The organism is Neorhizobium sp. LMR1-1-1.1 (assembly GCF_040675795.1).
GTDB classification, from domain to species: Bacteria; Pseudomonadota; Alphaproteobacteria; order Rhizobiales; family Rhizobiaceae; genus Neorhizobium; species Neorhizobium cellulosilyticum.
Genome location: NZ_JBEGHE010000020.1, coordinates 48,194 through 74,292, shown reverse-complemented (window position 1 = coordinate 74,292; position 26,099 = coordinate 48,194). Strand labels below are relative to the sequence as shown.

31 protein-coding genes, 7 pseudogenes and 1 other annotated feature are annotated in these 26,099 nt (G+C 56.0%); of the genes and pseudogenes, 20 read left to right on the top strand and 18 right to left on the bottom strand.

Annotated elements, in window-relative coordinates:
* Positions 1-44: 44 nt before the first annotated feature.
* Together MRBLMR1_RS11625 and MRBLMR1_RS11620 are read right to left on the bottom strand one after the other, a co-directional pair.
* Complete coding sequence (locus MRBLMR1_RS11625) at positions 45-230, bottom strand: hypothetical protein (RefSeq protein WP_500064762.1); 186 nt, start codon at positions 228-230, stop codon at positions 45-47.
* 92 nt (positions 231-322) lie between these two features.
* The gene (locus MRBLMR1_RS11620) at positions 323-475 is read right to left on the bottom strand and encodes a hypothetical protein (RefSeq protein ID WP_500064748.1); all 153 of its coding nucleotides are present in this window, start codon (positions 473-475) and stop codon (positions 323-325) included.
* 316 nt (positions 476-791) lie between these two features.
* Positions 792-846, top strand: a sequence feature (sul1 is cis-regulatory element that is thought to sense ions involved in sulfur or methionine metabolism; They are found in Alphaproteobacteria).
* A 220-nt stretch (positions 847-1,066) separates the two neighbouring features.
* On the opposite strand from MRBLMR1_RS11620, the gene MRBLMR1_RS11615 reads away from it, so the two are divergent.
* From MRBLMR1_RS11615 to tnpC, 5 genes and pseudogenes are all read left to right on the top strand, one after another.
* Complete coding sequence (locus MRBLMR1_RS11615) at positions 1,067-2,035, top strand: DUF707 domain-containing protein (RefSeq protein WP_148147867.1); 969 nt, start codon at positions 1,067-1,069, stop codon at positions 2,033-2,035.
* A gap of 12 nt (positions 2,036-2,047) precedes the next feature.
* Entirely contained in the window at positions 2,048-2,398 is a 351-nt protein-coding gene (locus MRBLMR1_RS11610) for an NAD(P)-binding protein (protein WP_500064747.1), read from the top strand.
* A gap of 119 nt (positions 2,399-2,517) precedes the next feature.
* Positions 2,518-2,868 (top strand): transposase, encoded by a 351-nt coding sequence (locus tag MRBLMR1_RS11605; protein WP_500064746.1) that lies wholly within the window; start codon positions 2,518-2,520, stop codon positions 2,866-2,868.
* The gene (gene tnpB, locus MRBLMR1_RS11600; protein ID WP_500064745.1) at positions 2,865-3,209 is read left to right on the top strand and encodes an IS66 family insertion sequence element accessory protein TnpB; all 345 of its coding nucleotides are present in this window, start codon (positions 2,865-2,867) and stop codon (positions 3,207-3,209) included. The genes MRBLMR1_RS11605 and tnpB overlap by 4 nt, the downstream gene beginning before the upstream one ends.
* A 74-nt stretch (positions 3,210-3,283) precedes the next feature.
* Positions 3,284-4,874 (top strand): annotated as a pseudogene (gene tnpC / locus MRBLMR1_RS11595) (IS66 family transposase).
* Between the two features lie 64 nt (positions 4,875-4,938).
* On the opposite strand, the gene MRBLMR1_RS11590 reads toward tnpC, so the two are convergent.
* From MRBLMR1_RS11590 to MRBLMR1_RS11530, 13 genes and pseudogenes are all read right to left on the bottom strand, one after another.
* Positions 4,939-5,109, bottom strand: a complete 171-nt coding sequence (locus MRBLMR1_RS11590) for a DUF6894 family protein (protein ID WP_500064744.1) — start codon at positions 5,107-5,109, stop codon at positions 4,939-4,941.
* 177 nt (positions 5,110-5,286) lie between these two features.
* Positions 5,287-5,544 (bottom strand): annotated as a pseudogene (locus MRBLMR1_RS11585) (catalase); the annotation flags it as partial.
* Positions 5,545-5,629: 85 nt separating this feature from the next.
* A complete protein-coding gene (locus MRBLMR1_RS11580) occupies positions 5,630-6,166 on the bottom strand; it encodes a YciE/YciF ferroxidase family protein (RefSeq protein WP_148147865.1) in 537 nt (178 codons plus the stop codon).
* A 68-nt stretch (positions 6,167-6,234) separates the two neighbouring features.
* Positions 6,235-6,837: a general stress protein gene (locus tag MRBLMR1_RS11575; protein ID WP_148147864.1), complete on the bottom strand. Its 603-nt coding sequence runs from the start codon at positions 6,835-6,837 to the stop codon at positions 6,235-6,237.
* A 29-nt stretch (positions 6,838-6,866) separates the two neighbouring features.
* Positions 6,867-7,184 carry a PepSY domain-containing protein gene (locus MRBLMR1_RS11570; RefSeq protein ID WP_500064743.1) on the bottom strand — a complete coding sequence of 106 codons (318 nt, stop codon included), beginning with the start codon at positions 7,182-7,184 and terminating at the stop codon, positions 6,867-6,869.
* 764 nt (positions 7,185-7,948) lie between these two features.
* Positions 7,949-8,579, bottom strand: a pseudogene (locus tag MRBLMR1_RS11565) (glycosyltransferase); the annotation flags it as partial.
* Positions 8,580-9,021: 442 nt separating this feature from the next.
* A complete protein-coding gene (locus MRBLMR1_RS11560; protein WP_148147862.1) occupies positions 9,022-9,270 on the bottom strand; it encodes a DUF4167 domain-containing protein in 249 nt (82 codons plus the stop codon).
* Positions 9,271-9,749: 479 nt separating this feature from the next.
* Positions 9,750-9,977, bottom strand: coding sequence for a hypothetical protein (locus tag MRBLMR1_RS11555; RefSeq protein ID WP_148147861.1), 228 nt, complete (start codon positions 9,975-9,977; stop codon positions 9,750-9,752).
* Between the two features lie 411 nt (positions 9,978-10,388).
* A complete protein-coding gene (locus MRBLMR1_RS11550) occupies positions 10,389-10,655 on the bottom strand; it encodes a DUF1488 family protein (RefSeq protein WP_148147860.1) in 267 nt (88 codons plus the stop codon).
* Positions 10,655-10,945, bottom strand: coding sequence for a hypothetical protein (locus MRBLMR1_RS11545; protein ID WP_148147859.1), 291 nt, complete (start codon positions 10,943-10,945; stop codon positions 10,655-10,657). Before MRBLMR1_RS11545 ends, MRBLMR1_RS11550 begins: the two co-directional genes overlap by 1 nt.
* 575 nt (positions 10,946-11,520) lie before the next feature.
* Positions 11,521-11,664, bottom strand: a pseudogene (locus MRBLMR1_RS11540) (IS110 family transposase); the annotation flags it as partial.
* Positions 11,645-11,872 carry a hypothetical protein gene (locus tag MRBLMR1_RS11535; protein WP_183687109.1) on the bottom strand — a complete coding sequence of 76 codons (228 nt, stop codon included), beginning with the start codon at positions 11,870-11,872 and terminating at the stop codon, positions 11,645-11,647. The pseudogene MRBLMR1_RS11540 and the gene MRBLMR1_RS11535, both read right to left, overlap by 20 nt.
* Positions 11,873-12,357: 485 nt before the next feature.
* A complete protein-coding gene (locus MRBLMR1_RS11530) occupies positions 12,358-12,771 on the bottom strand; it encodes a winged helix-turn-helix transcriptional regulator (protein WP_404946231.1) in 414 nt (137 codons plus the stop codon).
* A gap of 95 nt (positions 12,772-12,866) precedes the next feature.
* On the opposite strand from MRBLMR1_RS11530, the gene MRBLMR1_RS11525 reads away from it, so the two are divergent.
* Positions 12,867-13,928 carry an SDR family oxidoreductase gene (locus MRBLMR1_RS11525; protein WP_148142932.1) on the top strand — a complete coding sequence of 354 codons (1,062 nt, stop codon included), beginning with the start codon at positions 12,867-12,869 and terminating at the stop codon, positions 13,926-13,928.
* Positions 13,929-14,073: 145 nt separating this feature from the next.
* Here the strand turns inward: MRBLMR1_RS11525 and MRBLMR1_RS11520 are convergent, their stop codons facing one another.
* Positions 14,074-14,235 carry a hypothetical protein gene (locus MRBLMR1_RS11520; protein ID WP_183687014.1) on the bottom strand — a complete coding sequence of 54 codons (162 nt, stop codon included), beginning with the start codon at positions 14,233-14,235 and terminating at the stop codon, positions 14,074-14,076.
* 456 nt (positions 14,236-14,691) lie between these two features.
* Here MRBLMR1_RS11520 and MRBLMR1_RS11515 point away from each other — a divergent pair, with 456 nt between their 5' ends.
* The 4 genes from MRBLMR1_RS11515 to MRBLMR1_RS11500 all read left to right on the top strand — a co-directional run bounded on the left by MRBLMR1_RS11515 (position 14,692) and on the right by MRBLMR1_RS11500 (position 18,554).
* Positions 14,692-15,159, top strand: coding sequence for an Hsp20 family protein (locus MRBLMR1_RS11515; RefSeq protein WP_148142934.1), 468 nt, complete (start codon positions 14,692-14,694; stop codon positions 15,157-15,159).
* Between the two features lie 152 nt (positions 15,160-15,311).
* Entirely contained in the window at positions 15,312-15,608 is a 297-nt protein-coding gene (locus MRBLMR1_RS11510; RefSeq protein ID WP_148142935.1) for a DUF982 domain-containing protein, read from the top strand.
* A 1,201-nt stretch (positions 15,609-16,809) separates the two neighbouring features.
* Entirely contained in the window at positions 16,810-17,259 is a 450-nt protein-coding gene (locus MRBLMR1_RS11505) for a MarR family winged helix-turn-helix transcriptional regulator (RefSeq protein WP_148142937.1), read from the top strand.
* 53 nt (positions 17,260-17,312) lie between these two features.
* The gene (locus MRBLMR1_RS11500; RefSeq protein ID WP_148142938.1) at positions 17,313-18,554 is read left to right on the top strand and encodes an FAD-dependent monooxygenase; all 1,242 of its coding nucleotides are present in this window, start codon (positions 17,313-17,315) and stop codon (positions 18,552-18,554) included.
* Between the two features lie 64 nt (positions 18,555-18,618).
* Here the strand turns inward: MRBLMR1_RS11500 and MRBLMR1_RS11495 are convergent, their stop codons facing one another.
* Complete coding sequence (locus MRBLMR1_RS11495; RefSeq protein ID WP_183687016.1) at positions 18,619-18,762, bottom strand: hypothetical protein; 144 nt, start codon at positions 18,760-18,762, stop codon at positions 18,619-18,621.
* Positions 18,763-19,140: 378 nt separating this feature from the next.
* Between MRBLMR1_RS11495 and MRBLMR1_RS11490 the strand changes: the two genes are divergently transcribed.
* The 5 genes from MRBLMR1_RS11490 (at position 19,141) to MRBLMR1_RS11470 (ending at position 23,552) form a co-directional block, all read left to right on the top strand.
* Positions 19,141-19,590 (top strand): DUF4172 domain-containing protein, encoded by a 450-nt coding sequence (locus MRBLMR1_RS11490; RefSeq protein WP_500064742.1) that lies wholly within the window; start codon positions 19,141-19,143, stop codon positions 19,588-19,590.
* Positions 19,591-20,175: 585 nt separating this feature from the next.
* Positions 20,176-20,718 carry a sigma-70 family RNA polymerase sigma factor gene (locus MRBLMR1_RS11485; protein ID WP_148142986.1) on the top strand — a complete coding sequence of 181 codons (543 nt, stop codon included), beginning with the start codon at positions 20,176-20,178 and terminating at the stop codon, positions 20,716-20,718.
* Entirely contained in the window at positions 20,715-21,431 is a 717-nt protein-coding gene (locus tag MRBLMR1_RS11480; RefSeq protein WP_206828193.1) for an anti-sigma factor, read from the top strand. Before MRBLMR1_RS11485 ends, MRBLMR1_RS11480 begins: the two co-directional genes overlap by 4 nt.
* A 3-nt stretch (positions 21,432-21,434) precedes the next feature.
* Positions 21,435-22,442 carry an alpha/beta fold hydrolase gene (locus MRBLMR1_RS11475; protein WP_206828194.1) on the top strand — a complete coding sequence of 336 codons (1,008 nt, stop codon included), beginning with the start codon at positions 21,435-21,437 and terminating at the stop codon, positions 22,440-22,442.
* Between the two features lie 552 nt (positions 22,443-22,994).
* Positions 22,995-23,552, top strand: coding sequence for a fasciclin domain-containing protein (locus MRBLMR1_RS11470; protein WP_148142941.1), 558 nt, complete (start codon positions 22,995-22,997; stop codon positions 23,550-23,552).
* A gap of 95 nt (positions 23,553-23,647) precedes the next feature.
* Here the strand turns inward: MRBLMR1_RS11470 and MRBLMR1_RS11465 are convergent.
* Positions 23,648-23,915 (bottom strand): annotated as a pseudogene (locus MRBLMR1_RS11465) (DUF4394 domain-containing protein); the annotation flags it as partial.
* A 69-nt stretch (positions 23,916-23,984) separates the two neighbouring features.
* Here MRBLMR1_RS11465 and MRBLMR1_RS11460 point away from each other — a divergent pair.
* The 5 genes and pseudogenes from MRBLMR1_RS11460 to MRBLMR1_RS11440 form a co-directional block, all read left to right on the top strand.
* Positions 23,985-24,137 (top strand): annotated as a pseudogene (locus MRBLMR1_RS11460) (sigma-70 family RNA polymerase sigma factor); the annotation flags it as partial.
* Positions 24,134-24,262 (top strand): annotated as a pseudogene (locus MRBLMR1_RS11455) (anti-sigma factor); the annotation flags it as partial. The pseudogenes MRBLMR1_RS11460 and MRBLMR1_RS11455, both read left to right, overlap by 4 nt.
* Before the next feature lie 143 nt (positions 24,263-24,405).
* Positions 24,406-24,672 carry a hypothetical protein gene (locus MRBLMR1_RS11450; RefSeq protein WP_500064738.1) on the top strand — a complete coding sequence of 89 codons (267 nt, stop codon included), beginning with the start codon at positions 24,406-24,408 and terminating at the stop codon, positions 24,670-24,672.
* Between the two features lie 180 nt (positions 24,673-24,852).
* On the top strand, positions 24,853-25,284 hold the full coding sequence (locus MRBLMR1_RS11445; protein WP_500064761.1) for an HD-GYP domain-containing protein: 432 nt from the start codon (positions 24,853-24,855) through the stop codon (positions 25,282-25,284).
* A 100-nt stretch (positions 25,285-25,384) separates the two neighbouring features.
* Complete coding sequence (locus MRBLMR1_RS11440; RefSeq protein WP_500064736.1) at positions 25,385-26,098, top strand: amidohydrolase family protein; 714 nt, start codon at positions 25,385-25,387, stop codon at positions 26,096-26,098.
* Position 26,099: the final 1 nt, after the last annotated feature.

The following is a 26,099-nucleotide window of genomic DNA, read 5'->3' as shown; positions in this document are numbered from 1 at the left end:
CTTTTGGCGAGTGATCGAGTGCGGTCTTCTGTCAGGCCTTTCTCTTAAAGAACTGCACGCAGTGCATTCATCAGTTCCGTCTGTTGACGGACACTACGTTCGCGCGCCCGAAACAAGATCGCGCGAGCCTGCTGATCCGATGTCTTGGGAGAGACACAACGCATCTCGGGCTGCCGAGCTGCAATGATGATTTCTACGGCATCGGCTGCGTCGTTCTTCTGTCGCTTCACGAACGGGCGCACGTATTGCGGAGCAATCAACTTGACTTCATGGCCCGGCTTGACGAGTTCTCGGAATCAATAATGGGCGCTGCCGCAGGCTACTATGACGACAACTGCAGGCACTTGCCCTGCCATGAAGCGTAAAAACTCTCCTCGTGCCAGCCTTTTGCGAAATTAACTTCGCCTGTCATCGTCGCCCCGTGAAGCTGGAAAACATACTTTGCCAAGTCCACGCCGATCATTGTGTCGCCCATCTGCCGTCTCTCTGCTTTGCGGTTTGCACCATCGGCACCATGCGATGCCGCTGGGGGAGGACGGCAACCACCCCATCTCCTACACATTGCTGATGTGGGGCTTGTCCGGGCCTTTCGGACACTGAATCAATGGTCATGACGCCGTGGATTCGTTTAACGAACCTCAGGGGTCATCAATACTGATCCCATGTTAGAGTTTCGCGAAATTTGGAAAGTCAAATAAAGTCGCATTGTAATTTTCAATGCGAGCAGCGAGAAGAGATGTTTCCGATATATTACTTGCTGTAAGCGGCGTATTATGTATTCTGTATTAGAACTTGGACTCCACATCATGTGGGTGGCTATCCCAGCCGCCAATCCGCTGGGCAACCTGATCTCTCTTTTTCAGCGATCTGCTGAAACGTTGCTCGAGATTTAATCGACGGGTTTTTCGATGGCCCTGACACATCGCTAATTAATTTTTACCAGCTGCGAGCCGGTGCCCGGTAAATATCGTCGCTCGGTTAACAGCCTCTCACATCTACTTTGGCGACCAAGGAGCGAATTGACGCGGCCTTGGGAGATATTTGGTGAACTATGAGAAGTCAGTTTATGCCCGCCGGCGGCAAAGTGGACGGCTTGAAAACTACCGAAAAGTCGCCACGCGGCCTGGCCGTTGTCCGTTGCGGGGAGAACACTCTCCACCGGACTTGGGTTTCGGGTAGACGAAACTTCGATGTTGGCATCAGCTATTATGGGTCCAACTCAACGCTAGAATTCCCGGAAGCCGACTACGTACATCATTGTAAAGGCGGAAAATGGGATGGGCTATTCAGCTTCTTCAAAAAGTTTCCGGGAGTCCTCGATCGCTATGATTACTTCTGGCTTCCAGATGATGACATCGTTGCAGTTGCGGCAGATATCGACAGCCTCTTCGCGCTCGGCATAGAGAATGAATATCATGTCTACCAGCCGTCCCTGGATGAACATTCCTACTACTCGCATGTCATTACCCTTCAGCACCCGAGCTTCGAGGTCCGGTACACAAATTTCGTTGAAGTGATGGTACCGTTCATAAGCCGCGAGGTACTCATTCGCTCGCTTCCGTTTATCGAGAAGACCGCCAGCGGCTTCGGGCTTGATTTTCTCTGGCCTCAGATGGTGCGCGAGATCAAAGGTGACGCCTACTGTGGCGTCGCAGTCGTAGACACGATCACGGTGCGTCACACCAGACCCGTTGGTGGCAATCTTCATCAGTTCATGCGTGACACCCAAAGACATAGCGCCAGGGACGAGATGGGTGTTACGATGGAATGGGTCAACGATGCCCGTGGGGCACGTATAAACGGTGTCAGCGTCCCCCGCATTCGGATCCTTTCCGGAACCCTTCGTGGTGGACTCCAGCTCAGAGGGCTGCGCCTCGCGCGTCAGGTCTGGTTTGACTTGTTATACCGCTTCACCAACAAGTCCCAGCCCGTCAAATGGTTCGCGGCATCCAAACATGCTGTGAAGGCTGGATTTCTAAGCCAAAATGTCATTTTGCCGGTCGCGGGTATCCTCCAGTCTTTTACGCATATCTGAAAGGATAAGGCTGTGGCCAAACTTCTGGTTGTGGGCGCTGGTTTCGCTGGTGCGGTCTATGCGAGAGAGCTGGCGATTTCCGGTCACGAGGTCGATGTCATAGAAAAGCGCGACCATATCGCCGGGAACTGTTTTGACTATGTGCATGACTGTGGTGTGCGAGTTCACCGGTACGGGCCACATCTCTTTCATACTTCCAACGATCGGGTCGTCGCGTGGCTATCCCAATTCACCGGGTGGCTGCCTTATGAGCACCGAGTTGTGGCGCTTCTCGACAACGACCGCAAGGTACCGCTACCCGTAAACCTCGATACTATTAATGCCGTCTTCGGTACACAGCTTAATGCACCAGAAGATGTGTAAGCGGCAAGCATACCCCATCTGGCAGGGCTAATGGCCATCAGGCTATGGCATCAGGCATCTGATTTCTCTGGTTGTGAGGATCTATGTCTACGCCTACGGCTAGCCCTAGAATGATCCATATGATTGAGGCCGTACCGGATCGACTTGAAGGGTCTCCCCGGCAGTTGCGCCGTTTCTGGTCCGACGAATTTAAGCTCGGGGCCGTTGAGGAGGCATGCCGACCTGGAGTGAACATCTCGGCGATCGCACGACGGATCGGTGTTACGCCCTCGCAGCTTTATCGGTGGCGGCGAGATCTTCTAAACGATAGCGCCCCGAAGCCGTTGGTGCCGGGCGAAAGTCAGCCGGGATCTGTGATCGCGAGCAGCTCGGTCATCGAGATCGTTATCGGCGACATGATTGTCCGGGCGGGAGTGGATGTCGATGAAGCACACCTGCGTCTAGTAATCAGAACGGTGCGGTCGGCATGATCCCATCGAACGTGAAAGTCTTTCTCGCAAGCCACCCAATCGACTTTCGTAAGGGGCCAGATAGCTTGCTGTCGTTGGTGCGCGATGCGGGCAGTGATCCGTTCAACGGAGCTCTCTATATCTTCCGGGCGAAAAGAGGGGACCGGATCAAGATCGTATGGTGGGATGGCTCAGGTGTTTGCCTTTACGCCAAGCGGCTGGAGAAAGCGCAGTTCTGCTGGCCACGCATCGGACACAGCCGGGTCCAACTCAATCATGCCCAGCTCTTGGCTTTGGTCGACGGAATGGACTGGAAGCGGGTTCGCTTCACGCCTGTCAAGCCGCCCGAGATTGTTGGGTAAAACCACTGCGGCGAAATGAATCAGGGCCGTGAAACTGCGGGCGGATCACGGCAAAATATGCTCTGATCAGGTCCATGACGCGACCCGAGATCGAGCTCCCGGATGATGTTGAGGCCCTAAAGGCCATGGTCCTTGCCATGGCCAAAAAGGCATCGCGCGTCGAAGCCTTGGAAAAGCAGGTCGATGACCTCGAGGCCCGGAATGCTGATGCCGATGAGCGCATCGAGCGGCTGACCCAGATCCTCAAAGCCTTTGATCGGGCTCGCTTCGGCCGTCGCTCGGAAAAGCTCGTCGCCACAGTCGATGACGATCAGCATGCCTTTGTCTTTGAAGAAATCGAGACCGGTATTGCCGCGATAAAGGCCCCGGTCACGAAAGGTGGTGCGAACCCGGATGGCAAGCGCGCACCGCGTCCACGTAAGGGCTTCGCGCCGCATCTTGAACGCGTCGAGGTGGTGATCGAGCCCGAGGAATTGCCGGAACACGCGGGCAAGCAGAGGATCCTGATCGGAGAAGACGTTTCCGAGCGGCTTGATGTTGTCGCGGCCAAGTTCCGTGTCATCGTCACGCGCCGTCCGAAATACGCTTTTAGGAACGAGGACGGCGTCATACAGGCCACGGCCCCGCCACACATCATCGAAGGTGGCATTCCGACAGAGGCGCTCCTGGCCCAGATCGCAGTCTCCAAATATGCCGACGGTTTGCCTCTCTATCGGCAGGAGGCGATCTACGCGCGGGACAAGGTCGAACTCGACCGCAAGCTCATGGCCCAGTGGATGGGCAAGCTAGGGTTCGAGCTCGACATCCTCGCCGATTATATCCTGAACGAGATCAAGAAGGCCGAACGGATATTTGCCGACGAAACGACCTTGCCGACGCTTGCGCCAGGATCCGGGTCTGCAAAGACGGCGTGGCTATGGGCATATGCCAGGGATGACCGGCCATTCGGAGGTAACGGTCCGCCGATGGTGGCCTATCGCTTCGAGGACAGCCGAGCGACCGAATGCGTTGCACGGCATCTCAGCGGCTATCGCGGGATTCTGCAAGTCGATGGCTACGGTGCCTACAGCAAGCTTGTTCGTAATGATGGAGGCAATGACGGCGTTGTCCTGGCCGGCTGCTGGTCACATAGCCGCCGGAAGTTCTATGAACTGCATGTCGCCAAGAGCTCGAAGGTTGCCACAGAAACGGTCGAGCGCATGGCTGAGCTGTGGGAGATTGAGGAAACCGTCCGCGGCCAAAATCCTCACGCCCGCGTCGCAGCGCGTCAGGAACGTTCGGCGACTATTGTCCGTGACCTCTTCACACTCTGGCAGGCGACACTGCCGCGGGTCTCGGGAAAATCTAAGCTCGCCGAGGCACTTCGGTATGCCATCTCGCGCCGCGACGTCTTCGAGCGCTTTCTGACGGACGGCCGCGTCGAGCTCGACTCCAACATTGTTGAGCGGGCAATCAGACCCCAAGCTATCATCAGAAAAAACAGCCTCTTCGCTGGCAGCGATGGCGGAGGCAGGACGTGGGCGACGGTCGCGACGCTGCTGCAAACGGCAAAGATGAATGCTGTTGATCCCCAAGCTTGGCTCACCCAAACGCTGGAGCGCCTCGCAAAGGGATGGCCCCAGCAGCGAGATCGACGCTCTCATGCCATGGACTTACCAGGCCTAAACGGCCTCAGCTTCCCGCTTACGAAGATGTGATGTCATATCTCGCCTCGCTCGCACTTCCTCGATCACCGGTCATAAGCGCCGAAGATCATCTCTGCCTTGAGATATTGAGCTGCGATCTCGCGGATGGCTGCTCGAGCATCATCTCGCGCCGCTTCTAAGTCGGAAGCCTCACCGCCATCTGGATCGGCAATCGTTTCCTCAGCGAAATCAAAACTAAAAAAGTACCGAGGCATACCAGCTCCCGTCTAACCAGCCGCGACCTTCATCGTGACTTGAAGGAGAGAAGAAGTCATTGGACGGTAGCGGACAAATTTCCATTTGCACGGTAGCGGACGAAATGATGTTCGATTTGTGTGAGCAACAATTCGAGACGATCGAGTTCGCTGCAGATTTCCCCTTTCAAATGCTTTTCGCTCGTGGTCGTGTTGGAACATTTTTTCCCGGAAATGAAAGTCATCGACGACAAGCGGACCACGTGGACCGACACGAAGCGAGTTCTGATCGTCGGCCACCGGCCCCGCCCTGGGCAGTGTCATCACCGGCGTGTCGCCATCGGCGGTCTGGTGAAGCTCCCCACCCGTACCACGCGTCAGTTTCTGATCGTGGATAGTCGCGGTGATAAACTTCGAATCTGCGGACGCAGTGGCTGGTTTTTGGCCATGGGTCAAGCTCCTGGACAGGGGTGTGAAAATGGGCGACTTGAAAGCAAAAAAGGCCGCCTTGAAAGGCGGCCTGATCATTTGCTAAGGGAGTTTAGCTGGCCTTCTTCAGCGCAGGTTTGGCGCTGGCTGAGGCGTCGCCCATGCCCTTGGCATTGGCTGTCCCTTCACCGAGGGCCGTCAGCTTTTGGTCGGTGGCGATCTCTTCCTGCAGGGTGGCATCGAGCAAGGTGACAGCTTCCTTCATGCCGAGCTGCTTGGCCCAGGATTTCAACGTGCCGTAGCGGGCGATCTCGTAGTGCTCTACCGCCTGAGCCGAAGAGATGAGGCCGGCATCGAGCGCAGCGGTGCCTTTGTATTCTTCCATGATTTCCTCGCCTTCGGCGAGAATGCCCTGGATGGCTTCGCAGGTCTTGCCGCGGGCCGGCTTGCCGAGGAGTTCGAAGATCTGTTCGAGACGTTCGATCTGGCCTTGGGTCTCGTCACGGTGCTGCAGGAAGCCGGCTTTGCCTTCTTCCGACTGAGCGGCACGCGCCATCTTTGGCAGAGCCTTCAGGATCTGTTTTTCCGCAAAATAGATATCCTTGAGGGTGTCAAGAAAGAGGTCGTTCAATGTCTTTTCGGTAGCCATTTGAGTATCCTTAGGTTGAAAATCTATGCGAACGCTAGATGTTGCGGCCGTAAGGGACGCGATCTGGATCACAGTGCAGCGTTGCGGTAACGGCCGCGTTCCTCTTCGACTTCGTTAGCTTTGTAAGGATCGAGCGTATCGTCAAACCTGGTCCAGCCGTGCTCTTTATAGGACGCGCGGCGCTCAGCCGGATCAACCCAGTTCGAGCGCTCCAGGATTACCTCGGCTTCGGGAGCGAGTGCATCGTCCACCTTTGCGGTTACCAGCGAACCGCCGCGGCGAACACCTTCGGCGTAGACATGCGCATCGTCCTCAGACACGCCAGAGCTTGTCAGCGCGCCGATAATACCGCCCGTCGCACCGCCTGCAACCGCACCCGCGACCGCTCCTACCGCGGTAGCCGCCAGCCAACCGGCCGCTACAACGGGTCCAACACCGGGAATGGCCATCAGGCCGAGGCCTGTTAGAAGACCGCCCGCCCCGCCGACGGCTGCGCCGATACCAGCGCCTGTGCCGGCACCTTCTGTCGCGTTCGACGTGTCGGCGTGACGATTATCGGCATTGTTGGAAACAATGCTGATATCCTTGGATGGCACGCCGGCGGATTCGAGCGCGCTGACAGCGGCACTAGCGTCGGAATAGTCGTCGAAAAGTCCTGTTACAGTTTTCATGATCAAAATTTCCTATTGAATGTGTTGAATTATTTGGCAACGACGTTGCCCTGGTAGTCGAGCGCGACATTGACGTATTTTCCGTCCTTCATGCCGGCAGCCATCCAGATGCCCTTGTCGTCCTTCTTCAGGTTCTTGACGTCGGAGAAGCCTGCCTTCTCAATGCGGGATTTTGCCTGATCCTGGGTGAAGCTATTGGCGCCCTCGACAAGTGCGATCGCATTCTTGGAATCGGGCGTTGCTACGGCCGGGGTGTCACCGCTCGAGTTAGCGGACGGTGTCGTCTGGGCATGCGCAGATAAAGCGGACGCGCTGATGAGCGCCGCGGCAAGAATTATGTTTTTCACTGATGCTTCCTCTCGTATCGGACCTGTATTCACAGACCCGTGAGCATCTAACCTCTGCCGAGCAGTTTCGTTCCGAAATAAACCGGAAATTGTGATTGCCGTCGCGACTAGAGCCTGCAGCATCTTCTGCGCAAAGGGCTGCCCGCCCGCCTCACGGAGGGGGGCAGCTCTTATCGCTCTACCACGATCAGGATTGTAGGCTTGCCGCTACATTTGATGGCAGCACCACACTGACCGGGAGAATACGATCCAGAGTATGCCACTACCAACGCGATACTTAACGATGTGGATCTTAGCATCTCCCCATCGATCCAAACATTCGTTGCCACGTCGTTTCCGTACCGATGCATTCGAAAATCGGCTGAAGATGAGCCGATCTGAACATTCCGCCGGACATCTCATCTAAGAATGTGGCATGGTCGGTTTACGGAAGCGGTTTTCATTCTAACTGTTGGCCTGCCCGAGACCAAGACACGGCCCCAGAATTCTGGAGGTGGCTGAAGCGGCCCATGCCTGCGAAGAGCAGGCAACCGGATATGGCGTCGGACCTCGACCTGGTTTCTGATAAAGCCACAAAATAACTCAGGCAGACGCCGCATCTCCTGCCCTTTGGTAGCGTCAAAAAGTCCTTCGAACACGCGCACCGCCCCTCCTTAAGGTCGTATTGCGCAAAGCCGATTGCGATCGCGGCATTGCATCGGCCATATAGACCCGTTATGGTATGACATAGGATTATATCGAGCTTCACCCTGAGCAAGCGTCCGGTGGTCGAGCTGCGGACGAATGACGTGATCGAAGTAGTCTTGGTCCGTTGGATCGACCTTTGCAGCAATCTTCAGCGGAATTCCGGTTCGCTTTGCAATCTCGATTGCGCGGTCCGGCCGTTTCTCAGGCGCTACTCGGCCTAGAAAGGCGAGATAATCACGCTTTTGTTTATTTTTTGGCGCAGGTCCTTGTGATGGAGACCAGCGGCATCTCCGGAAAAGCACGGTAGACCGGATGAAAATCCGGCAGATCAAGCCTCCCGTGTAACGTCGTCAAACGCCGTGTCGAAGAATCTCGAAAGCTAGGAAACTGAAGTAGGTCCACATGGAAGTGGATGACGTCGAATGACGAAGCCCGGCGGCGAACCTCTTCCAGCATCACGAGGAGACTTGCGGTGTGATCACGTATGCCCGCCAGGCGCAGGCCCTGGGGCACGGCCCGTACGAGTTCAGCAGAGGTTTCTGAGTCTGCGCTGGCAAACAAGGTAACATCGTGACCCTGCTCGACAAGGTCTTCCGTGAGCCAGGAGACGACGCGCTCGGTGCCGCCATAGAGTTTGGGCGGAACTGATTCCGCCAGTGGTGCGACTTGCGCTATACGCGTTGGAGTGTTCTTTGTTGTGCTAAGCACCAGTCCAGCAAGATATTTCGTAGGACGCCAGCATCCGCTCACGAGGGCGTTGCTAATGCACAAGAACAGCGTAAGCAGTATATGGAGCGACAAGCGGGTTTTACTAGGCTTTTGCGCTGAAATCATAAACATCTGTACTCTCAACCCGTAGTCATAAGGCGTGAGTGACGATACCGAGAACTTAGCCTGTTCAATCATTGACGCACCGGCGGTCGAAGAAGGCGCAGTGGTCGCAGTTGGATCATGAGTAGCCGAAGCAGAAACCCCGCCGCCGGAATGATCAAAGTCATGCCCTACCAGAAGACGAAATCAACCGTCAGCTAAGGCAGCGTCCAGAGGCTGACGAAAGGGGCAGCTGCGCCAGTCCGTTGCCAGCATACGGATTGCGATATCTCGTGACGATCTGTAGCCAAGCTTTTCCTGAAAGTCCTACGGGCCGGTTTCAGCTGCTTGATGTTAATTGTTGCTTACGCGCTTTCTGGAGGGCTGCCGTCCGATAGAAGTGTTCTGCGTGCTGATAAAGATTCTCCGCCTCGATTCTGTCTCCCGCCTGGGCAGTTTCCCGCGCCAGAGCTAGGTATTGCTCATATCGCTTGGTCAGGCTCTGCCAGTTAGGAGTTTCGGTTGCGGTCAGGCGAGCCTTTGCAGGCCTGATGGTCGATGGGCGGGAATTTTGGCGTGATGAATTCAAAAGAACACTTCAAGCCTCACAAGGCTTGCCTCTTAAACGGAATTATTCCTGAGAATGATTGAGTGCCACGAATGTCGGCGAACGCGCCAATGACATAGCCGCATCGGCGCGGCGTCATGAGCTGAAGAGACTAAGCTCTCATTGCGGCTTAATGTTGTGTCCGCCCAACGATAATAAACTCGCACGACATATGATTATCTGTTGCGCTTAACTCATTCGCGACGAGTTTAAGAAAATGACTGCCAGCGCCCGTCAGAGCGCTGTCGGAATGCCCGACATACTTCCCTCCAGGTTCGGCTTGTATTGTTTGCGGAGTGCAACGGGCGCAAATTCAACGCCTCGCCCCTTTAATTCACCTGAACGGCGTGGATGCCTTCCAGAGTTTCAGAGACGGTTTGCGACCCCAGACGCGCAGCTTGCCGAGTTCGGTCTGCCGACCGGAAGGTCTTGTGTGAGGCGGCCAAAACAGAGGGTAAGAATCAATGCGACGCCATCGCCTTGTCCAGTTCTTCTTCAGACACCGGCCATGCCTCGGTCAGGCCATCCGAGGTCAGGAACAGTGTCATCGTTCGGTGATAGGCTTCCCACACCACATCGAGAGGTTCCTCGTCGATTTGGAGCTCGAACGTCCCTGGCGGATGTGGTGCGGCCATCCGAGGCAGTTGGAACGGTCGATCGATGGTGACCGTTTTTATAGTAGTCTTCATGGCTGAGATCCGTTTCTTGAGATGGAACTGTCCAGTGAAGCCGTGATCCGCATCGCGCCTTCATGGTTTGCAAGGCGCTCGGTTTTTGGAGCTATTTCCAGCCCGATGCGCTGTGACAATCACGAAGTCCTGCAAGGTCATCGCAGTCGCCGCTGTCAAAGTGAAAATGCGATCCGTCCTGTAAGGGCGAACCAACCCTTCACAACCCGCGCCTATCGGCCCGCGTTTCTGAGAAGATCTGTCTCTCTGGCGATTGGTCCGAGAAGCTTCCGTAATCTGTTCTCCTCGACCCGATCAAGTCGAAACCGTCTTGCGAAGTCGCTGACCAGAACCATTTTCGCTGTGCCGGGTGGGCTGGTTCCTGGAATGGTTGGCTGACGCATGGTCATATCCTTTAAGAAGACAGCCTGCTCAACCGAAATCCCGTAAGCTCAAGGAGATAGAATTCGATTGCGCTGACAAGTAAGCATTTGTGGCCACTTTTAGAATTCTCCGTCGTGACGCATCGAACGTGGTCAGGTAGTCGCTCTCGCTTGCGTGTCTGTGCGCTTTACCACAGGCGAGTACGTCAGTCGCGAGATAGAATTTGACCTCAAACATCCCGTCGTACCCGCTAAATCGAACACAGCGGTTCTTGTCATCGAAACTTCGAGCTTCATTCGGAAACCTAATACCCATCAACGCCCACCTTCGTCCCGCCACCGGTCGAGGGCATCTTCTTTCGAAAAACGGCCGAACCGGGCGCCGACCGTTGAAGACCGGCTGCGCCGAGTGAGCGCGTCCAATAGTTTGGCTTTGGTCCTGACCCCACCGCGAAATTCGGAGGTGAGAAAGATCAGTGCGTCGCGCTTCATATCGGAACTCGCATCGGTTTCGACGCCACGAAGACCGGCAGTCCTCAAGACGTCCCGGATCAGCTTGAAGCCGTCGTTGTCGATCTGCGCTGCTGCTGGTGGATTGGAAGACATGCTGTCCTCCTTTAGTTGGGGCAAGGATTTGCGACCTTGGCGACAGCGCCCTGAAGACAAACCGTCGCTGCACTATAAGTCGTGCTAATATATTCGATTACAAGGCTGAGCCGTGGTAATTGATCGCCCTCGAAACCGCGAATGAGAAGGAGGCACGGTTGCTCGGCGCAATTCAAACAGTAGTCGGCAGTTACTCGTAAGCGATTTAGATGCTTAGTTATTCTAAGTGAGCGCAACGGCTCCGAACCTGTTGTGTAATCGCCTGTATGAGGTCAAGCGGATTTCAGACGATATATTTCGTTGCCGTGCTGCAAGCTTATGCATCACAGCTTTTTTCACGTTTATTGGATTCGCATCGCTATTAAATTCGTCCGGCGCCGTGGGCACGGTTTGCTCCGCGGTCGACATACGGTCGCCGCATGATGGGTTTTCGAAGGGCGGGTCTTCCTGTGTTCAAGACGCAGTCTACATGAGCTGCCACCGATTCGACGGAATGACCCAACCCACGTCCACAGCAGGGACGCCCAGTATCTCAATTGGGTTGAGGCACTGAGGCAGGTAGGCCGGATTTTCGCCTATGCGGTAGCACCGGCCAATGGATGGAACGCTTCTCGGGTTTTGAGCATCCTATGCATGATGACAGCAAGTTTTCGCGCAACAGCAACCGCGGCACGTTTGAAGCCCAGCCGCTCACGCAGTTTAAGCCCCCAGGACTTTAACGTTGTTGGAGAGTTTTTTGTAGGCGCCGCGATGCCGTTCATCCTTGGTCGAATCTGCAAGAAGGTCGGGGTGGAGCTGACGGATATGGTTCTCAGTGAACGAGATTGCGTCGTAAGCACTGAAGATTGTCTCCATCACTTCCGCGTAGCCGGCAACCTCTTGTTCGTCGCGCGTCGTAAAGGACCCCAGGCGAATGTTTGCAAGCAACCTTTCGACCTCTCGATCGGTGAGGCGCGCTCCTTCGATACGTGTGGAGGAACCGACACTCTCAATTGTCGCGACGCGCCGGAGGCTGGATAACCGCTCTGGCGCGATCCGGCCGATCGCGCGCCAAGCGCTTTTAATTCGTCGATTTCGGCAATCAAGGAGAGGATTTCGGGGGTGATGCGGACGGTCGTAGTATTTAGAGTTTCCGTTCTTTCATCCGTTTCCATCCAATTTCGATCAGGCGCTTGGTCCATCTAGCCGCTGGTTGTGATTCAGGCGGTTCGCAAGTCTACAATAGAGCGGATCCAGACTTCGGCAGCCAGACAAAAGAAGATGTTTGAGAATGGTTGCCGCCAGAAGCTGAAACCGTCTTTAGAATTCACAGGGATTGAGATGGCGACCAAGAACTGGGGTTTAAGTCCCTGACTTTCTTGAAAAATCGGGAATGGAAGCGAAGCAAGATCAGGTTTCAGGTCCGGATACCTTCAAGGCGAAGTATCGCGCGTTGAGCTCTCGCGGGGTGGTCTCTCCATCCCCCGATTGAATGCGAGCTGGTCCAAAGCATCGGAATTTGCTCGACCCCAGCCATAGAGTAGCTCCAGCGGCTCCACAAATCGCTTACCTAGTGGGCTCAGCGTATAATCGACTGCCGGCGGCACTGTCCCGTAAACGCGCCGTGTTACCAGCCCGTCCGCTTCCATGTCGCGCAGCGTTTGCGTGAGCATCTTCTTCGATATCCCTGGAAGGCTACGCTGGAGTACGCCAGTGCGGGCGCGGCCCCCGTGTCTCGTATCGAGCACATGCAGGATCATGCTTGTCCATTTGCTCGAGAAAATTTCAAGCACACGGCGGGGGGCGCAGTCCTCGCGCCATTCGCTGTCCGGTGATCCTGCCCGCATAGTGGTTACCTCTGGGTGTCTATGTCCCGTTAGGGTGCCTTCTAGCGCATCTCGGCCTCTCAGCCTAGATCAGAGGCTGACGCAAAGGAGCAAACATGACGAAGAAAGCACTGATCGTTGGCGCGAGCGGTATTATCGGCAGCGCAACGGCGGATGTCCTGCACAATGACGGCTGGAAGGTTTGGGGTCTGGCTCGCAAGCCATCGCAGCAAGGGAATGCAGTTCCTGTCCCAGCAGATCTTCTGGATTCCGCTGGCTTGGTAAATGCGCTCGCTGGCCTCGATCCGACACACGTTTTTATCTCAAGCTGGCTGCGGCAGCCAACTGAGGCGGAAAACATCCGCGTCAATTCGGCGATGGTGCGAAACCTCCTCGATGCCCTGCGCCCCGTAGGATCAGTCCGCCACGTCGCGCTCGTCACCGGTCTGAAGCACTATCTCGGCCCATTCGAAGCTTACGGAAAAGGCGCGCTGCCGCAAACGCCATTTCGGGAAGAGCAGGGCAGGCTCGAGGTCGACAATTTTTACTACGCCCAGGAAGACGAGGTTTTTGCTGCGGCCGAGAAGGATGGTTTCAACTGGAGTATCCATCGCCCCCATACGGTCGTTGGCAAAGCGGTTGGCAATGCCATGAACATGGGCACCACGTTGGCCGTCTACGCAACGATCTGCAAAGAGACAGGCCGGCCGTTCCGTTTCCCGGGAGTGGCAGCCCAATGGGACAGTCTTACCGACATGACAGACGCACGTCTGCTGGGTCGACATATGCTCTGGGCATCAACGACGTCGGATGCGACCAACAAGGACTTCAATGTCGTAAACGGCGATGTTTTTCGGTGGAGCTGGATGTGGACGCGGATCGCGAAGTGGTTCGGAATCGAGCCTATAGCATTCGATGGACAGATAAGACCATTGCAGGAGCAAATGGCCAATGACTCCGAAATCTGGCGCGATATCGCCGGCCGGTATGAGCTGGTGGAAAGCGATCTGTCCCGCCTAACCTCTCCCTGGCATACAGATGCGGACCTCGGGCGACCGATCGAGGTGTTGACGGATATGTCGAGGAGCCGGAAACTAGGCTTTCTCGATTACCAGGCAACAGACGACGCGTTTTTTGATCTGTTCGAGCGGCTGCGTTTTGATCGCATTATTCCGTAACGCAGGCGTAACGGGATAGGACACCCACTTGTCAGGCGAGGGCGTCCTATCCTCGTCGTGTTGGATTGGCAGTAGGCCTACCTACGATCGCCTGCAATCTCCGCTATCCGAAGGATGGCTGTTACTGCCACTATAAGGTAACTTCCTAGTCGAAGTCGCCTATCGTGCCTGATCGGAAGACGATTTCAGAATCACCTTCCTCTCCGACGACCGGATCTCCCTCCCGGTTCCAAAGGACGACGCCGGCATGCCGAGCAGCCAGATCCTCTGCTTCCTCAATAGCAAGCCAATCGGCGATACTAGCCATGCCGTTTCCTTTCGTCCGCGGTCGCAGGCGGACGCTGGAGGTTCAACATTGGTTTTCTCGTGGGGTCGTCAAGGCGCCAGACATTCGTCGCAAATGCCGCAGCCATCTTCGTCCATCATCGAGCGTAGGCGCTGGCGACAACAACAAGCGCAGATGGACGTTTCGCCTTCAGTGGTTTGCTCCGGCGCTAGGATTTCCAAGTCTGCGTCTGAATACGTGTGAATTGCTGAGCCGTCCATCTCGATGCTCCCAAGTCGAGGATTGAGCATCGAAATAGGATGAGATTTGCGACGAACAAGAGCCGTCAAATTCACTGGAAAAATTTTCCGATGAGGTCTTGAACGGAGAAATCCGAGAAACCAAATCGTTCGGCACCGACGGCCCAATGAGGGAGTCGGTTGACCAAGGAAGCGGACACATCGCCTCCTTCCATGTTGCTTTGCGGAGGATATGGTTATGAGAACTGAGCTTGATTTTGCACCGCTGTACCGCTCGAGCATTGGCTTCGACCGTGTGTTCAACCTGCTGAGCAATAGGCAGCGCCTCAATGCTATCGATACCTGGCCTGCCTACGACATCGTCAAGACCGGAGAAGACGACTATCGCATCACAATGGCCGTGGCCGGCTTTGGCGAGGGCGATCTGGATATCACCCAGGAGCGCAACGTCATGGTGATCAAAGGCGGCAAAGCTGAAGAGCTCCAGGGCGAATATCTCCACCGCGGCATTGCCGGTCGCTCGTTCGAGCGTAAGTTTGAGCTTGCGGATCACGTAAGGGTAGACGGTGCTGATCTCAGGCACGGCCTGCTGACGATTACTTTGAAGCGCGAGGTGCCGGAAGCTATGAAACCCCGTAAGATCGAGATCGGTGTTGCACCGTCTAACGAACCGCTTCGCTTGGAAACTGACCGTCAAGTTGCCTGAACGAGAAGGCGGCAGCCCGCGGGGGCATTCGGTTGATAGGCCTCTGATCGTGATCGGGTCACATCTGACCGAAGGTCTCGTATAACCTACAGCTCGGCCGGCCTCATCGGGGCCGGCTTCCCCTTTCATGCAGAGCAAAGAAGGAGGTTCCGATGTTACTCGCTCTGTTCGATAAACCGCTCTATGCGCAGCGTCGGTATTTCGTGCAAGAAATCACCGGGCTGGATGATGTGTTCGATTTCCTCGACGAGTGGCCACACGAGAAGCGCAACCTCGCTTATGACACGCTTGTCCGTTATTGCCGCGAGGCGGCAAACGGTCGCTGGCCAATCGACGCGGTTCGCGAGAACTTTCGAGTGTTTCTTAAGCAGAATGGCAAACTTGCCGAACTCGAGGACGTCCCACCGCACCTCCGGCGCGACACCGGCGCCAAGATCGGCGGAATGTAAGTGCCGGCCTAGCTCCTTGGTGCCGGAATCAAACCGGCACCCTGATTATCATCTCCTAAAACGGACCTATCGCGGTGAAGCTCTTGTCTTTGGAGGAAAACGGTAGCGGAACCCTGTACGGCCGACGATCCCGAAACTCGTCTGGCGCTCTTCGACTTTGCCTTCGAGAACGCGCCGATCGCACTCGTTGATCTTGAGGGCTGCATTATCCGCGGCAACGCTGCTTTCGCCAAGCGTCTTTCGCTTCCTATAAGGTTCTTGGAACACATTTTAGAGACTTCATTTATCCAGAGGATTTTGAAGCGGATCTGATCCACGGCGCCGCGACGCGCGATGCCGAGGGTATCGCAGGTGACCGATCCGCAGGTGAGGCGGCTGCAAGCATTATTCTCGAGCGGGTCCGGGAGCCGATTGCAATTGCTGGTCGAGTCGCTGACGTCCGTGCGAGCATTGGCGGAACCTGGACGAACGCAAAGCGCGATGTGACACAGCTCCTCGAGGAGGCCGCCGCGCTTCTTTATAATGCGAGGGCGGCCGGAAGAGACGCCGTCAGGTTTCAGTAGGCATTCCTGACGATGGGTTGATAGAACCACCATCGGCGTCAGGGATGTCGGTTGGTTTTGCATCGGGTACGTTCGGGTCCACTGCGCCAGCGACAGACCGCAGTCGTTGCGCCCGGCGGGCAGTTAGGTCGTTGTATCGAGAGCTTAAATCAGAAATGTCGTACTCGCCGCTGATCCATAGCACGACCCATCCCAGGAACTCGGGGGGGCGTCGTCAATGGCCGTTCCCCGCAACGCCGCTTTGGTGCGAACCTGTTCGAAAATCATTCACCGTCTGTCGCTGTCGATCACCAGACCGTATCTCCCGTCATGAAGGCGTCTAAAGAAAGACCGCGAGACATTCCGTATTGACGACGTATATGAATTCTTCCCATGCTTCGCGCGCAGACGAGAAAGGATCCATTTCATTCGGTGACCTGGGCTTCTAGGCTTTTAACCTCCATCGCCAATCATCACCAACTGAGGGGCGGAAGATTTCCACAATGACGTTGATGGCGCCTTAGAGAAACAAGCGTAGCGAAGTTGCTTCGGCAAAGCTCAGTCTTTGAGTTAGTTGCTTCATGATTTCGAGCTCAACGGGTCGTGCATCAAAAATCTTGTTCTGGCAACCTAGTCGTCCTTGGCCTAAGGAAAGACCTATGCCAGAACAGGACGACCATATCCACCCAGACGCAACCGTCGCTCCCGGCTATCTTGCTAACCACGCTGCCCGGGTGTTCAACCGTTTGATAGATACTGCCCTTCGGCCGTACGGGCTGTCACTTTCTCTGATTGCTCCGATCATGCTCCTGTCGTGGAAAGGGCCGATGCTCCAGCGCGACCTCGTGCGTTCCTCTGCCGTCAAACAACCGGCGATGGTCGCGCTTCTGGACAAGCTGGAAGCAATGGCCCTGATCCGCAGATCACCTTCGTTTACCGATCGCAGGGCGGCAATGGTGGAGTTGACGAGCAAGGGGCAGGAGGCGGCCTTGCGCGGACGCGACGCGCTCTTGGCTGCGAATGCCAAAGGGCTTGAAGGCTTTTCGTCGAAAGATGCGGCGACGTTGATACAGCTCTTACAACGGCTGATCGACAATTTCGAAAGCTAACGACGGAACAAATATATCATTAGTGATGTTCTTTGCGAAAAGGAGATCATTGTATGTCCCGTCGCATCCTCATCACCGGTGCAAGCGTCGCCGGCAACACCTCTGCCTGGTGGCTCGGCCGCTATGGCTTCGATGTGACCGTCGTCGAACGCAGCCCCGAATTTCGAGATGGCGGTCAGAACATTGACATTCGAGGTGTCGGCCGTGAAGTGCTTCACCGGATGGGACTTGAACAGATGGCGATCGATCATGGGACAGGGGAAGAGGGAACCGTCTGGATCGATGAGCAGGGCGGAGAGGTTGCCAAATTTGTTACCTCCGAGCTCGGTAGTGACGGCCCAACAGCGGAGATGGAAATCCTGCGTGGAGATCTCGCTCGCCTACTCTATGAGCCAGCCCGTGAACGCGCGACGTTTCGCTTCGGCGATTCCATAGATCGGATTGAAGATGGTGCAGATGCTGTCTCTGTCACCTTCACCAGTGGGGAGACTGAACATTATGATGCGGTCGTCATAGCGGAGGGCGTAGGCTCATCGACACGCGAGCTCGTTTTCCCTCAAGAAAACGTGCCGCGATGGATGGACCTCACGACTGCATATTTCACCATACCGCGGCAGGCCGACGACGATCGGATGTGGCGCTGGTACCACGCGACAGATGGCCGGAGCATATCGCTGCGACCTGACACGCATGGAACGACGCGGGCCATGCTGACGCTGCAACAGCCACCAAATGGCGAGCAGGAATGGAGCGTCGAACGGCAGAAAGCCTATTTGCATGAACGCTTTTTGGACGCTGGCTGGGAGGCGCATAGGGTGTTGGCTGCCATGGAGGAAACCAAAGACTTCTACTTCGACGTGCTACGCCAGGTGCGAATGAAGCGATGGTCGAAGGGGCGCGTCGTTCTGACAGGCGACGCCGCCTGGTGCGCGACACCGCTTGCAGGCATAGGCGCTACGCTCGCGGTGACCGGCGGCTACGTGCTCGCCAGCGAATTGATGTGCAGCAGCGATATTGGGCAGTCTTTCTCGGCTTACGAGGAAGCCATGCGGCCAATGATCGAAAAGGGACAGGGCGTACCAAAGATTGCTCCTCGCCTGATGAACCCCCATACCAGACTTGGCATCAACCTCCTGCACAGCGTCCTCGACATCGCGAGCATGCCAGCTATCCGCGGCCTTGCTACTAAACTGTTTGCAAACGAACCGAAGACACCCGACCTTTCGCGTTATGATGAGCTAATGGTGCGCAACCAACAAATGGACTCAAACAATCAAGGCGTCGAAATTCTGTAGATTTCAAATGCGCTGATCGTTGGGCAAAGCGCCTGATAACTCTCCATCATCTATCGCGATCGAGTCAGGCGGCCTCCTCCTCGATCGCAAGTTCTCTCAGCAGGGCATGGATCTCGTCGCCACTCAGGCGAGAAGGGTCAAAACCACTGGAGGCGCCAATGCCGGCAAAGCGCTTGGCGAGGATGTCCGATGTGCCGATGAAGCCCATTACCCAATTCGGAAAAGACCGGGATCGATTGAATCCAAGGCAAGCAGCGACACATCTTTCGTTCGTCTTGCTGGATGCGCTCGAAGGCTGCCTCGACGGTTCTGTTGCGAATATTCCGGATGGCTGAGAAGGGGTTTTCGTACGCTTGAGTCACGCGGATTTGATGTCGCGATTCTGCTGGAGCATTGCCACCATTCCGGTAAGCGCGCTCGGCCCAATACCGATAGCGCGTTCAACGATGCGGGCCTCTTCGCGAATAGCCTTTCGATCACTGCTGCTTGGATCGAGGGATACAGATGCGGTGCTGAGCGATAGGTGGACTTGCAATAACTCATTTATGGCAATAACCATGAGCTATAGAAAGGCTGCCTATAGCTCATGAAATGGAACTGGCAGAATGCCAAATGGCCAAATTTCAGGTATGACGCAGCAAGCGTGAGACCGTTGGAACAGAAATTCCTGCAGTCTGCCGGCGAGGTCATTGGTGCCGTCCGGCATTTCAATGAGGATGACAGCAATCAACTTCGCACGGATTTCCGCATTGTCTTCACAATGACAGCGGAATTCCGCATGATCTCTACTGTTTTTCAGTCATTGGGTGCACAACTCCTCGCCGTTCGGAAAAAGCGTAACTTGAGCCAACCGGCACTGGCTGAGCGACTTGGCCGAAATCGTGCCCGCATATCCGAACTGGAACGTAATCTTGCCAATAATCGTTTGGGCAGGGACCGTCTGAGCCTGTTTGCCGAACTCTTCGATACGCTCAACGTACGGAATTCCGTTCTGCCAAGCTGCAGGTCACTGGTATCTCAATGGCGCAATCTCTAGCCACCCGAAGCTATCCGACAATAGTTTATCAGAACCCGCCGATCGTCACCCGCTGATGGGGCAGCTCGCTATAAGTTGAGGCGTCAAGCGACAGCGGAACATCGCCGGATGTCTATATCCGCTGTCTGGCCAATCTGCACAAGATGTTACAAAGTTTCAGATGTTTGGCCAAAGCGCTTGTGTGGGATTTGGGTTCAAATCCGTCCGCACAGCCTGAAAATAATGTGCGCGGTGCAGAAACTTTATCATTCGACGAACCGTCCTTGCTTCTATGTTGGAAACTTGAGCTCCATGTCAGCCGGAGGAAATATGGTATATCGCGACAAAGACATTGATGTCGTTCTTGCGGATTTCCTTTGGGCAACAGTTCTTTTCGGAGAAAGTTGTCTCGATAGTTTGCTTAATCGCAATGTGCGCATTTTGGGGCAGTGGCCCGGTGTCAGGACTATCCTGATAATCGACGATCGCCCGCTTAGGACCATCTCGTTTCGTCTTGATCGGTCCCTGCCAAGATTTATTGACCGAGCCTCCTTGTCTTTCCAACTCCATGATCTCTATAAAAGGTCGGCGACAAGGTTTTACCGGATGCAAACCAGTGACATCGCAGATTTGATCAATAGGGTCGCCATCGGAGATCGATCCGCATTTGCGTCTCTCTACCAGGCCACCAATCCGAGATTGTTCGCGATCTGCCTTCGGATCCTGAAGCACAGACCAGACGCGGAAGAAGCGCTACAGGAGGTCTATATCAAGGTCTGGCAACGAAGCAAAACCTTTGCCACCGGTTCGGGTTCGCCACTAACCTGGCTTTCCGCGATTGCCCGAAACCACGCGATCGACGTCATCCGTGCCCGTAAACCGGTAACCGATGATATCGATGAGGCATACGATCTCGCAGACGAGACTATCGCGACACCAGAGCAGCACATTCTGATTGCCGACGAGGGACGCCGCATCGACATCTGCATGCGCGAACTGGACGAAACCCATGCCAAAGCCGTCAGGCGTGCTTACGTGGAAGGGTTTAGCTATCTCGAATTGGCCGATCACCTGGATGTTCCCTTGAACACCGTTAGAACTTGGCTGCGCCGAAGCCTGTTGAAGCTCAGGGAGTGCATGCAGCGATGACACCAGGCGATCACATTCAAGACGGCGGCCGGGCGCAGGACGAAATCATTGCGGGCGAATATGTCTTGGGTGTGCTGTCCGAAGAAGCCCGCAGGCGCGTCGAGCAACGGATTTCGAGGGACTGGTCTTTCGCGCTGCTGGTCGAACGTTGGCAGTCGGACCTCTCCTCTTTCAACGAGGATTATCGGGAGGCAACGCCAGGAGCGGCAGTTTTTGCGCAGATCGAAGGACGACTGTTTGGTGCGCAATCGTCGCCTATTTCGGCCAGGCTTTGGAACGCCGCAAGCTTCTGGCGCTGGATGTCTCTCGGAACGTCAGCCATAGCTGTTGCAGCACTTGTCTACGCATCCGGCGTATTCCAGCCATCCTCGTCGCGCGCACTGGTGGTGGCGCAGCTTTCAGCCCCCGACAATCCCGTCAGTCTGCTGACTTCATTCGATGCGACCAGCGGTCGCTTGAGGATCGTCCCCGTCGCGGCCGGCGGAGCCCGAGAGAAATCCCTGCAGCTTTGGCTGGTGCCGGGAAGTGGCAATCCACAGTCGCTCGGCGTCGTTCAGCCGAATACAGAGGGTGAATTGCTGATCCCGGCGGATTTGCGCCAGACCATCGGCGCCGGTTCCACGCTTGCCGTCAGCGTGGAGCCATTCGGCGGTTCGCCGACCGGGCTGCCGACCGGTCCAATCGTTGCCAGCGGCATAGCGCGGCAACTTTAACCCATGCCGGTTCGATTTTTTTGCCTGATCGCCGCATTCCTGACCATAGGTTCCGTCGCTTTCGTGACGTCGCGCGCAGTTGCTGCGCCAAGCCATGACGACCGACCGGTCCGTATCGATGTCGGCGGCTTCAAGCTCAATAGCGTCTTGGTTGAGCCGAGCAGGAGGGCAGACCTTCCACCGATTATCTTCATCCATGGCGCCAGCGCCAGCCTCTACGACCCAATGTTTTCGTTTCGCGCGAAGCTGCAGGGTCGGGCAGAGCTGCTCTTCGTCGATCGTCCGGGCCATGGCAAATCCGACATCGGCGGCGACCAGAACATTTTGCCCGATGGTCAAGCAGACGCCATCGCCGTCCTGATGAAGAAGCGGGGTATCGCAAAAGCGATCTTCGTCGGCCATTCCTTTGGAGGGGCCATCGCTGCGTCCTTCGCGGTTCGCCATCCGGAAATGGTCTCTGGCCTCGTTTTCCTGTCTCCGGCCGTCTATCCATGGAACGGCGGGATCGCCTGGTACTACGAGGCTGCAAGTGCCCCGGTGACAGGGGCTTTATTTAGTACCCTGATCGTGCCACCCATCGGCATTGTAGCGATCGATCGCGCGACGAAAGGTGTCTTTGCGCCGAACCGGATTCCGCCCGGCTATGTCGAAAAGACCAAAGCAAGGCAGGCGCTACGACCAGTCGCGTTCCGGCACAATGCGAAAGAAGTAGCCGCCTTGAGCGATTGGGCCAGAGCCGCTTCCGTAGATTACCGCAAGATCACAGCGCCGACAGTTATCATCACTGGGGATACGGACGGGGTTGTCTCACCAGAGGTTCATTCCAGGCACCTTGCTCGCGATATACCCGGTGCACGTCTCATCGTCGTACACAATCTCGGGCACAAATCCGATTTCGTCGCCAGCGATCTGGCAATTGCGGCGATCGAGACAGTCGCTGGCCGCAAGGTGAATCTGGCTGGCGCAAGGCGGGATGTCGAAGGGCGGATCGCGCGTGATGGAAAGAACTGATGTCTGGCAACGACGTCGCCGTTGGGGATTATACGCTTTTTACGGTCTCGCGGGCATTCTGCATATCGCCCTGCCCAAACCATTTGTTGGCATTACCGGTGCCTGGGTTCCCGATCCAGAAACCGTCATTTTCCTGACTGGGCTGCACTAGATCGCCGGTGCGGTTGCGCTTTTTGTGCCACGGCTGCGGAAAGCTGCCTGCATTGGCCTTGGCGCTCTATGCCGTCTGCGTATTTCCGGCCGATATCAAGCAAGCTATCAACCGCCTTGGGGCCGAGAACGTTTTACTGTCGCAGTGGCTCTACCACCTCATCCGATTGCCCTTACCGCCTCTTTTGGTCTGGATGGCGCTCTTCGTAGCCAAAGTCCTCAACTGGCTATTCAGGCGAGCCAAGACATAGCTCTGCGATCGTTTGAGGAAAATTCGAAAAAACCGCATTTTGGCTGAAACTCTTTTCGTCATGCGCTCGTCTCTTGATGCGTCACCCATCAGGGGACGGCCTTGGAAGGCGCGCATTCGCGCCGGGGCGTTTAGAGGAAGAGGAAACCATCATGGTGAAGTTCGCACTTCGCGCGATTGCAGTCGCGACCATCGTATCCGCAACGGCCATCAGCGCCTATGCCGCCAATCCGAAAGTCGGCGGCGCGGCTATGTACGAAAACAAGAACGTCGTCGAAAACGCGATGAATTCCAAGGATCATACAACGCTCGTCGCCGCAGTGAAGGCCGCCGGCCTTGTCGAAACCCTTCAAGGTAAGGGTCCGTTCACGGTATTCGCGCCGACCAACGAAGCTTTCGCAGCCCTCCCAAAGGGCACTGTAGACACGCTTCTGAAGCCGGAAAACAAGGCCCAGCTTACCAAGGTTCTCACCTGCCACGTCGTTGCCGCAGACGCCATGTCCAAGACCATCGCGAAGATGATCAAGGACGATAAGGGTACCCATGACGTCAAGACGGTCGGCGGATGCATCCTGAAAGCCAAGGAAAGCATGGGCAAGATTACGCTTACGGACGAAATGGGCGGCGTGGCCCATGTGACGATCGCTGACGTCAAACAGTCCAACGGCGTCATTCATGTCATTGACAAGGTTCTTTTGCCCAAGATGTGAGCTGGCTCGATTGCGTCATGAGAAAGGCCGGCCCTTCAATGGACGCCGGCCTTTTCACTGTTCACAGGTGGTGGCCTGCTTAGCACTCTCCGGATTTACATTGCCGGCAGGATGTCGATATCGCGGACCTCGTTGTCGAGCCCGGTGACCGGGCCTATTTCGGTGGCCGCGCCGGTCTCGAGGTTGACGGTGTAGAGCGTCTTGTTTGCAGCATGGTAAGCCCGTGTTCTTACCGCCTTCCTCGCCGTGGATGTCAAAGGCCTAGGTGGCCGGCATTTCATTGGTGCCGAGCTTGCCGATCGCCTTCAGTGCACCGTCATTCGCTTTGGTCTGCTGGATTAGAGCGATGGTGGCGTCGATGTTTCCCGTCCAGGTATAGGTTTCAAAGGAGACAGTCTCCGCTATCGGTATTGGGAGAAGGTATTGACGCTGATGGGCTCTGGGCCAGACGATCTCGATACGGCACTTGCCGCCTGCGCCAAGGGTGATCGCAATGCGCTATGCTTGGTCTTCGATCGTAAGCCGGGGCGTCTGATTGCGGTCGCCGAGCGCATCGTCAAGCGCCGCGAGCTTGCCGAAGAGGTCCGACATTACCAACTCCAAGAAACGATCAGCTCCACGTGATCACGCTGGAACAGGCCGGCGGAAAGCCGACCGAGCGTCCGACCGGGCCGATCCTCGCCAAGGGCCTAGCGAAGTTGCCGCGTTAAGCGAGGAGCTGGCCACTATTTCTGCGGTAATCTGAAACTGAAAGTTTGCGTCCTCCGTACATCTAGTATGAGCCGCCAGTTCCGACTCAGGTCGGCTTGATCGGCCACAGGAAATCAACCCTGTAAAGCGGGAGGACGTTATCATGCTCGGCTTGTTGACATTAGGCGAATTGACGGCTCAGGTCATCTCCATGGCATGGGATTATACACCGAGAAACTCAATCGAGCTCGGTGTGATCCAAGGGTTCTGTGTGGATGTTGCAGGAGACCTATCGCCCGATCTCGTGCCTTTGCTGTCGAGCGTCAATGGTCTCGAACAACTCGTTTCCAGCCTGGAATCGATGCCGGACCTGATCAGACCGGCTGCTCCTGACAGAGCGTTGTGGAATTTCGTGCGGGGGGAAGCGTGAACCGCTTCGCGCTATTTAGATTATGCTATATATCGATAACCATCATTTAATTCGACGCTCACCGACGCAATCCTTCCGCAACGCCGCAAGCGTGCCGCGGGGCTGATTTCATGACGGGTATTCGCATCCGCCTGGCGCAAATCATAGAAGCATGAAGTTAGGCCCGAGGGGTGCAGGTTCCTGAAACGCGCGGCCCTGCCGCATGATATCGGAAAGCTCGGTGTCGGTAACAGCGTACTCGACAAGCCCGGCAAGCTGGACGATCTGGAATCCATGCAGATGAAGTGCCATTCCGAATTCTTCCAGCATATCCTTTCGAAGATCCGTGCCTTTTCGAGCGCCGCTGTCATCGGTGGAGCACATCACGAGCGACTGGACGGAAAGGGCTATCCTCGCGGGCTGCTGGCCGAAGAGATATCCATAGAGGTGAGGATCGTTTCAACGGCAGACGTATTCAACGCTCTGACAGCCGACCGGCCTTATCGGTCAGCCTTGCCGATCGAAAAGGTAATCGCCATCCTATGGGAAGGCCAAGGCCAGTCACACGATCCGATCTGTATCGAGGCTCTCAAACGGGCCTTTGCCAAAACGGCTCTCAAACAGGCGGCATGATAAGCCGCTGTCCGCCTTCACAACCCGTCATTGACGGCATCGGCCGATAAGGTTGGTCGGAGCCGATCGGCGAGGCGCAGGCGAAGTCCTGGAGGCGGAGGTGCACGATCATGAGAACTTCGAGCGTCCGGCCATCATCATTCCTCCCGAGCAAATGCATCGGCTGGTTGACCGCGAAATCAGGAAACTCGTCCAGAGGCGGATGCCGTTTCGCGAGCATATCAGCTACAACGAGAACATCACGCCGTTCCTCGACGCATTGGAAGCCCTCAACCGGGAGATCCCTTTCAATGGACTGCGGTGGAGCCTCGAGCATGCCGAGACCATTACCCCGGAAAACATCGAACGGGTAAAGAAGCTGGGCGGAGGCATCGCGCTGGACCACAAAATGGCACTTCACGGCGACGTTTTTATAAAGAGCCGTGGACTGGATCAGGCCTTGCGGACGACGCGTCTACTCCAGCTTGTCGATAGCGTTATTCCGCTTGCAATGAGCACCGATGCATTTCGTGCCGCCACGTTCAATCCTTGGGTCGGTCTGAGCTGGATGGTCACCGGCAGGTCTGTGTCGGGATCCGAGGTGCTTGCTCCGGAAAACAGGCTCACCAGCGACGAAGCCCTGAAACTCTTCACCAAGGGGGGCGCCTGGTTCATGAACACGGAATCGGAGATGGGCTTAATTGCTCCTGGCAACCTTGCAGATTTCGCCATCCTGGACCGGGACGACTTCTCGGTCCCCGACGATCAGATCAAGTCAGTGTCGTCGGTGCTCACCGTCATGGACGGCAGGGTGGTCTTCGGTGCAAAGGACTAAG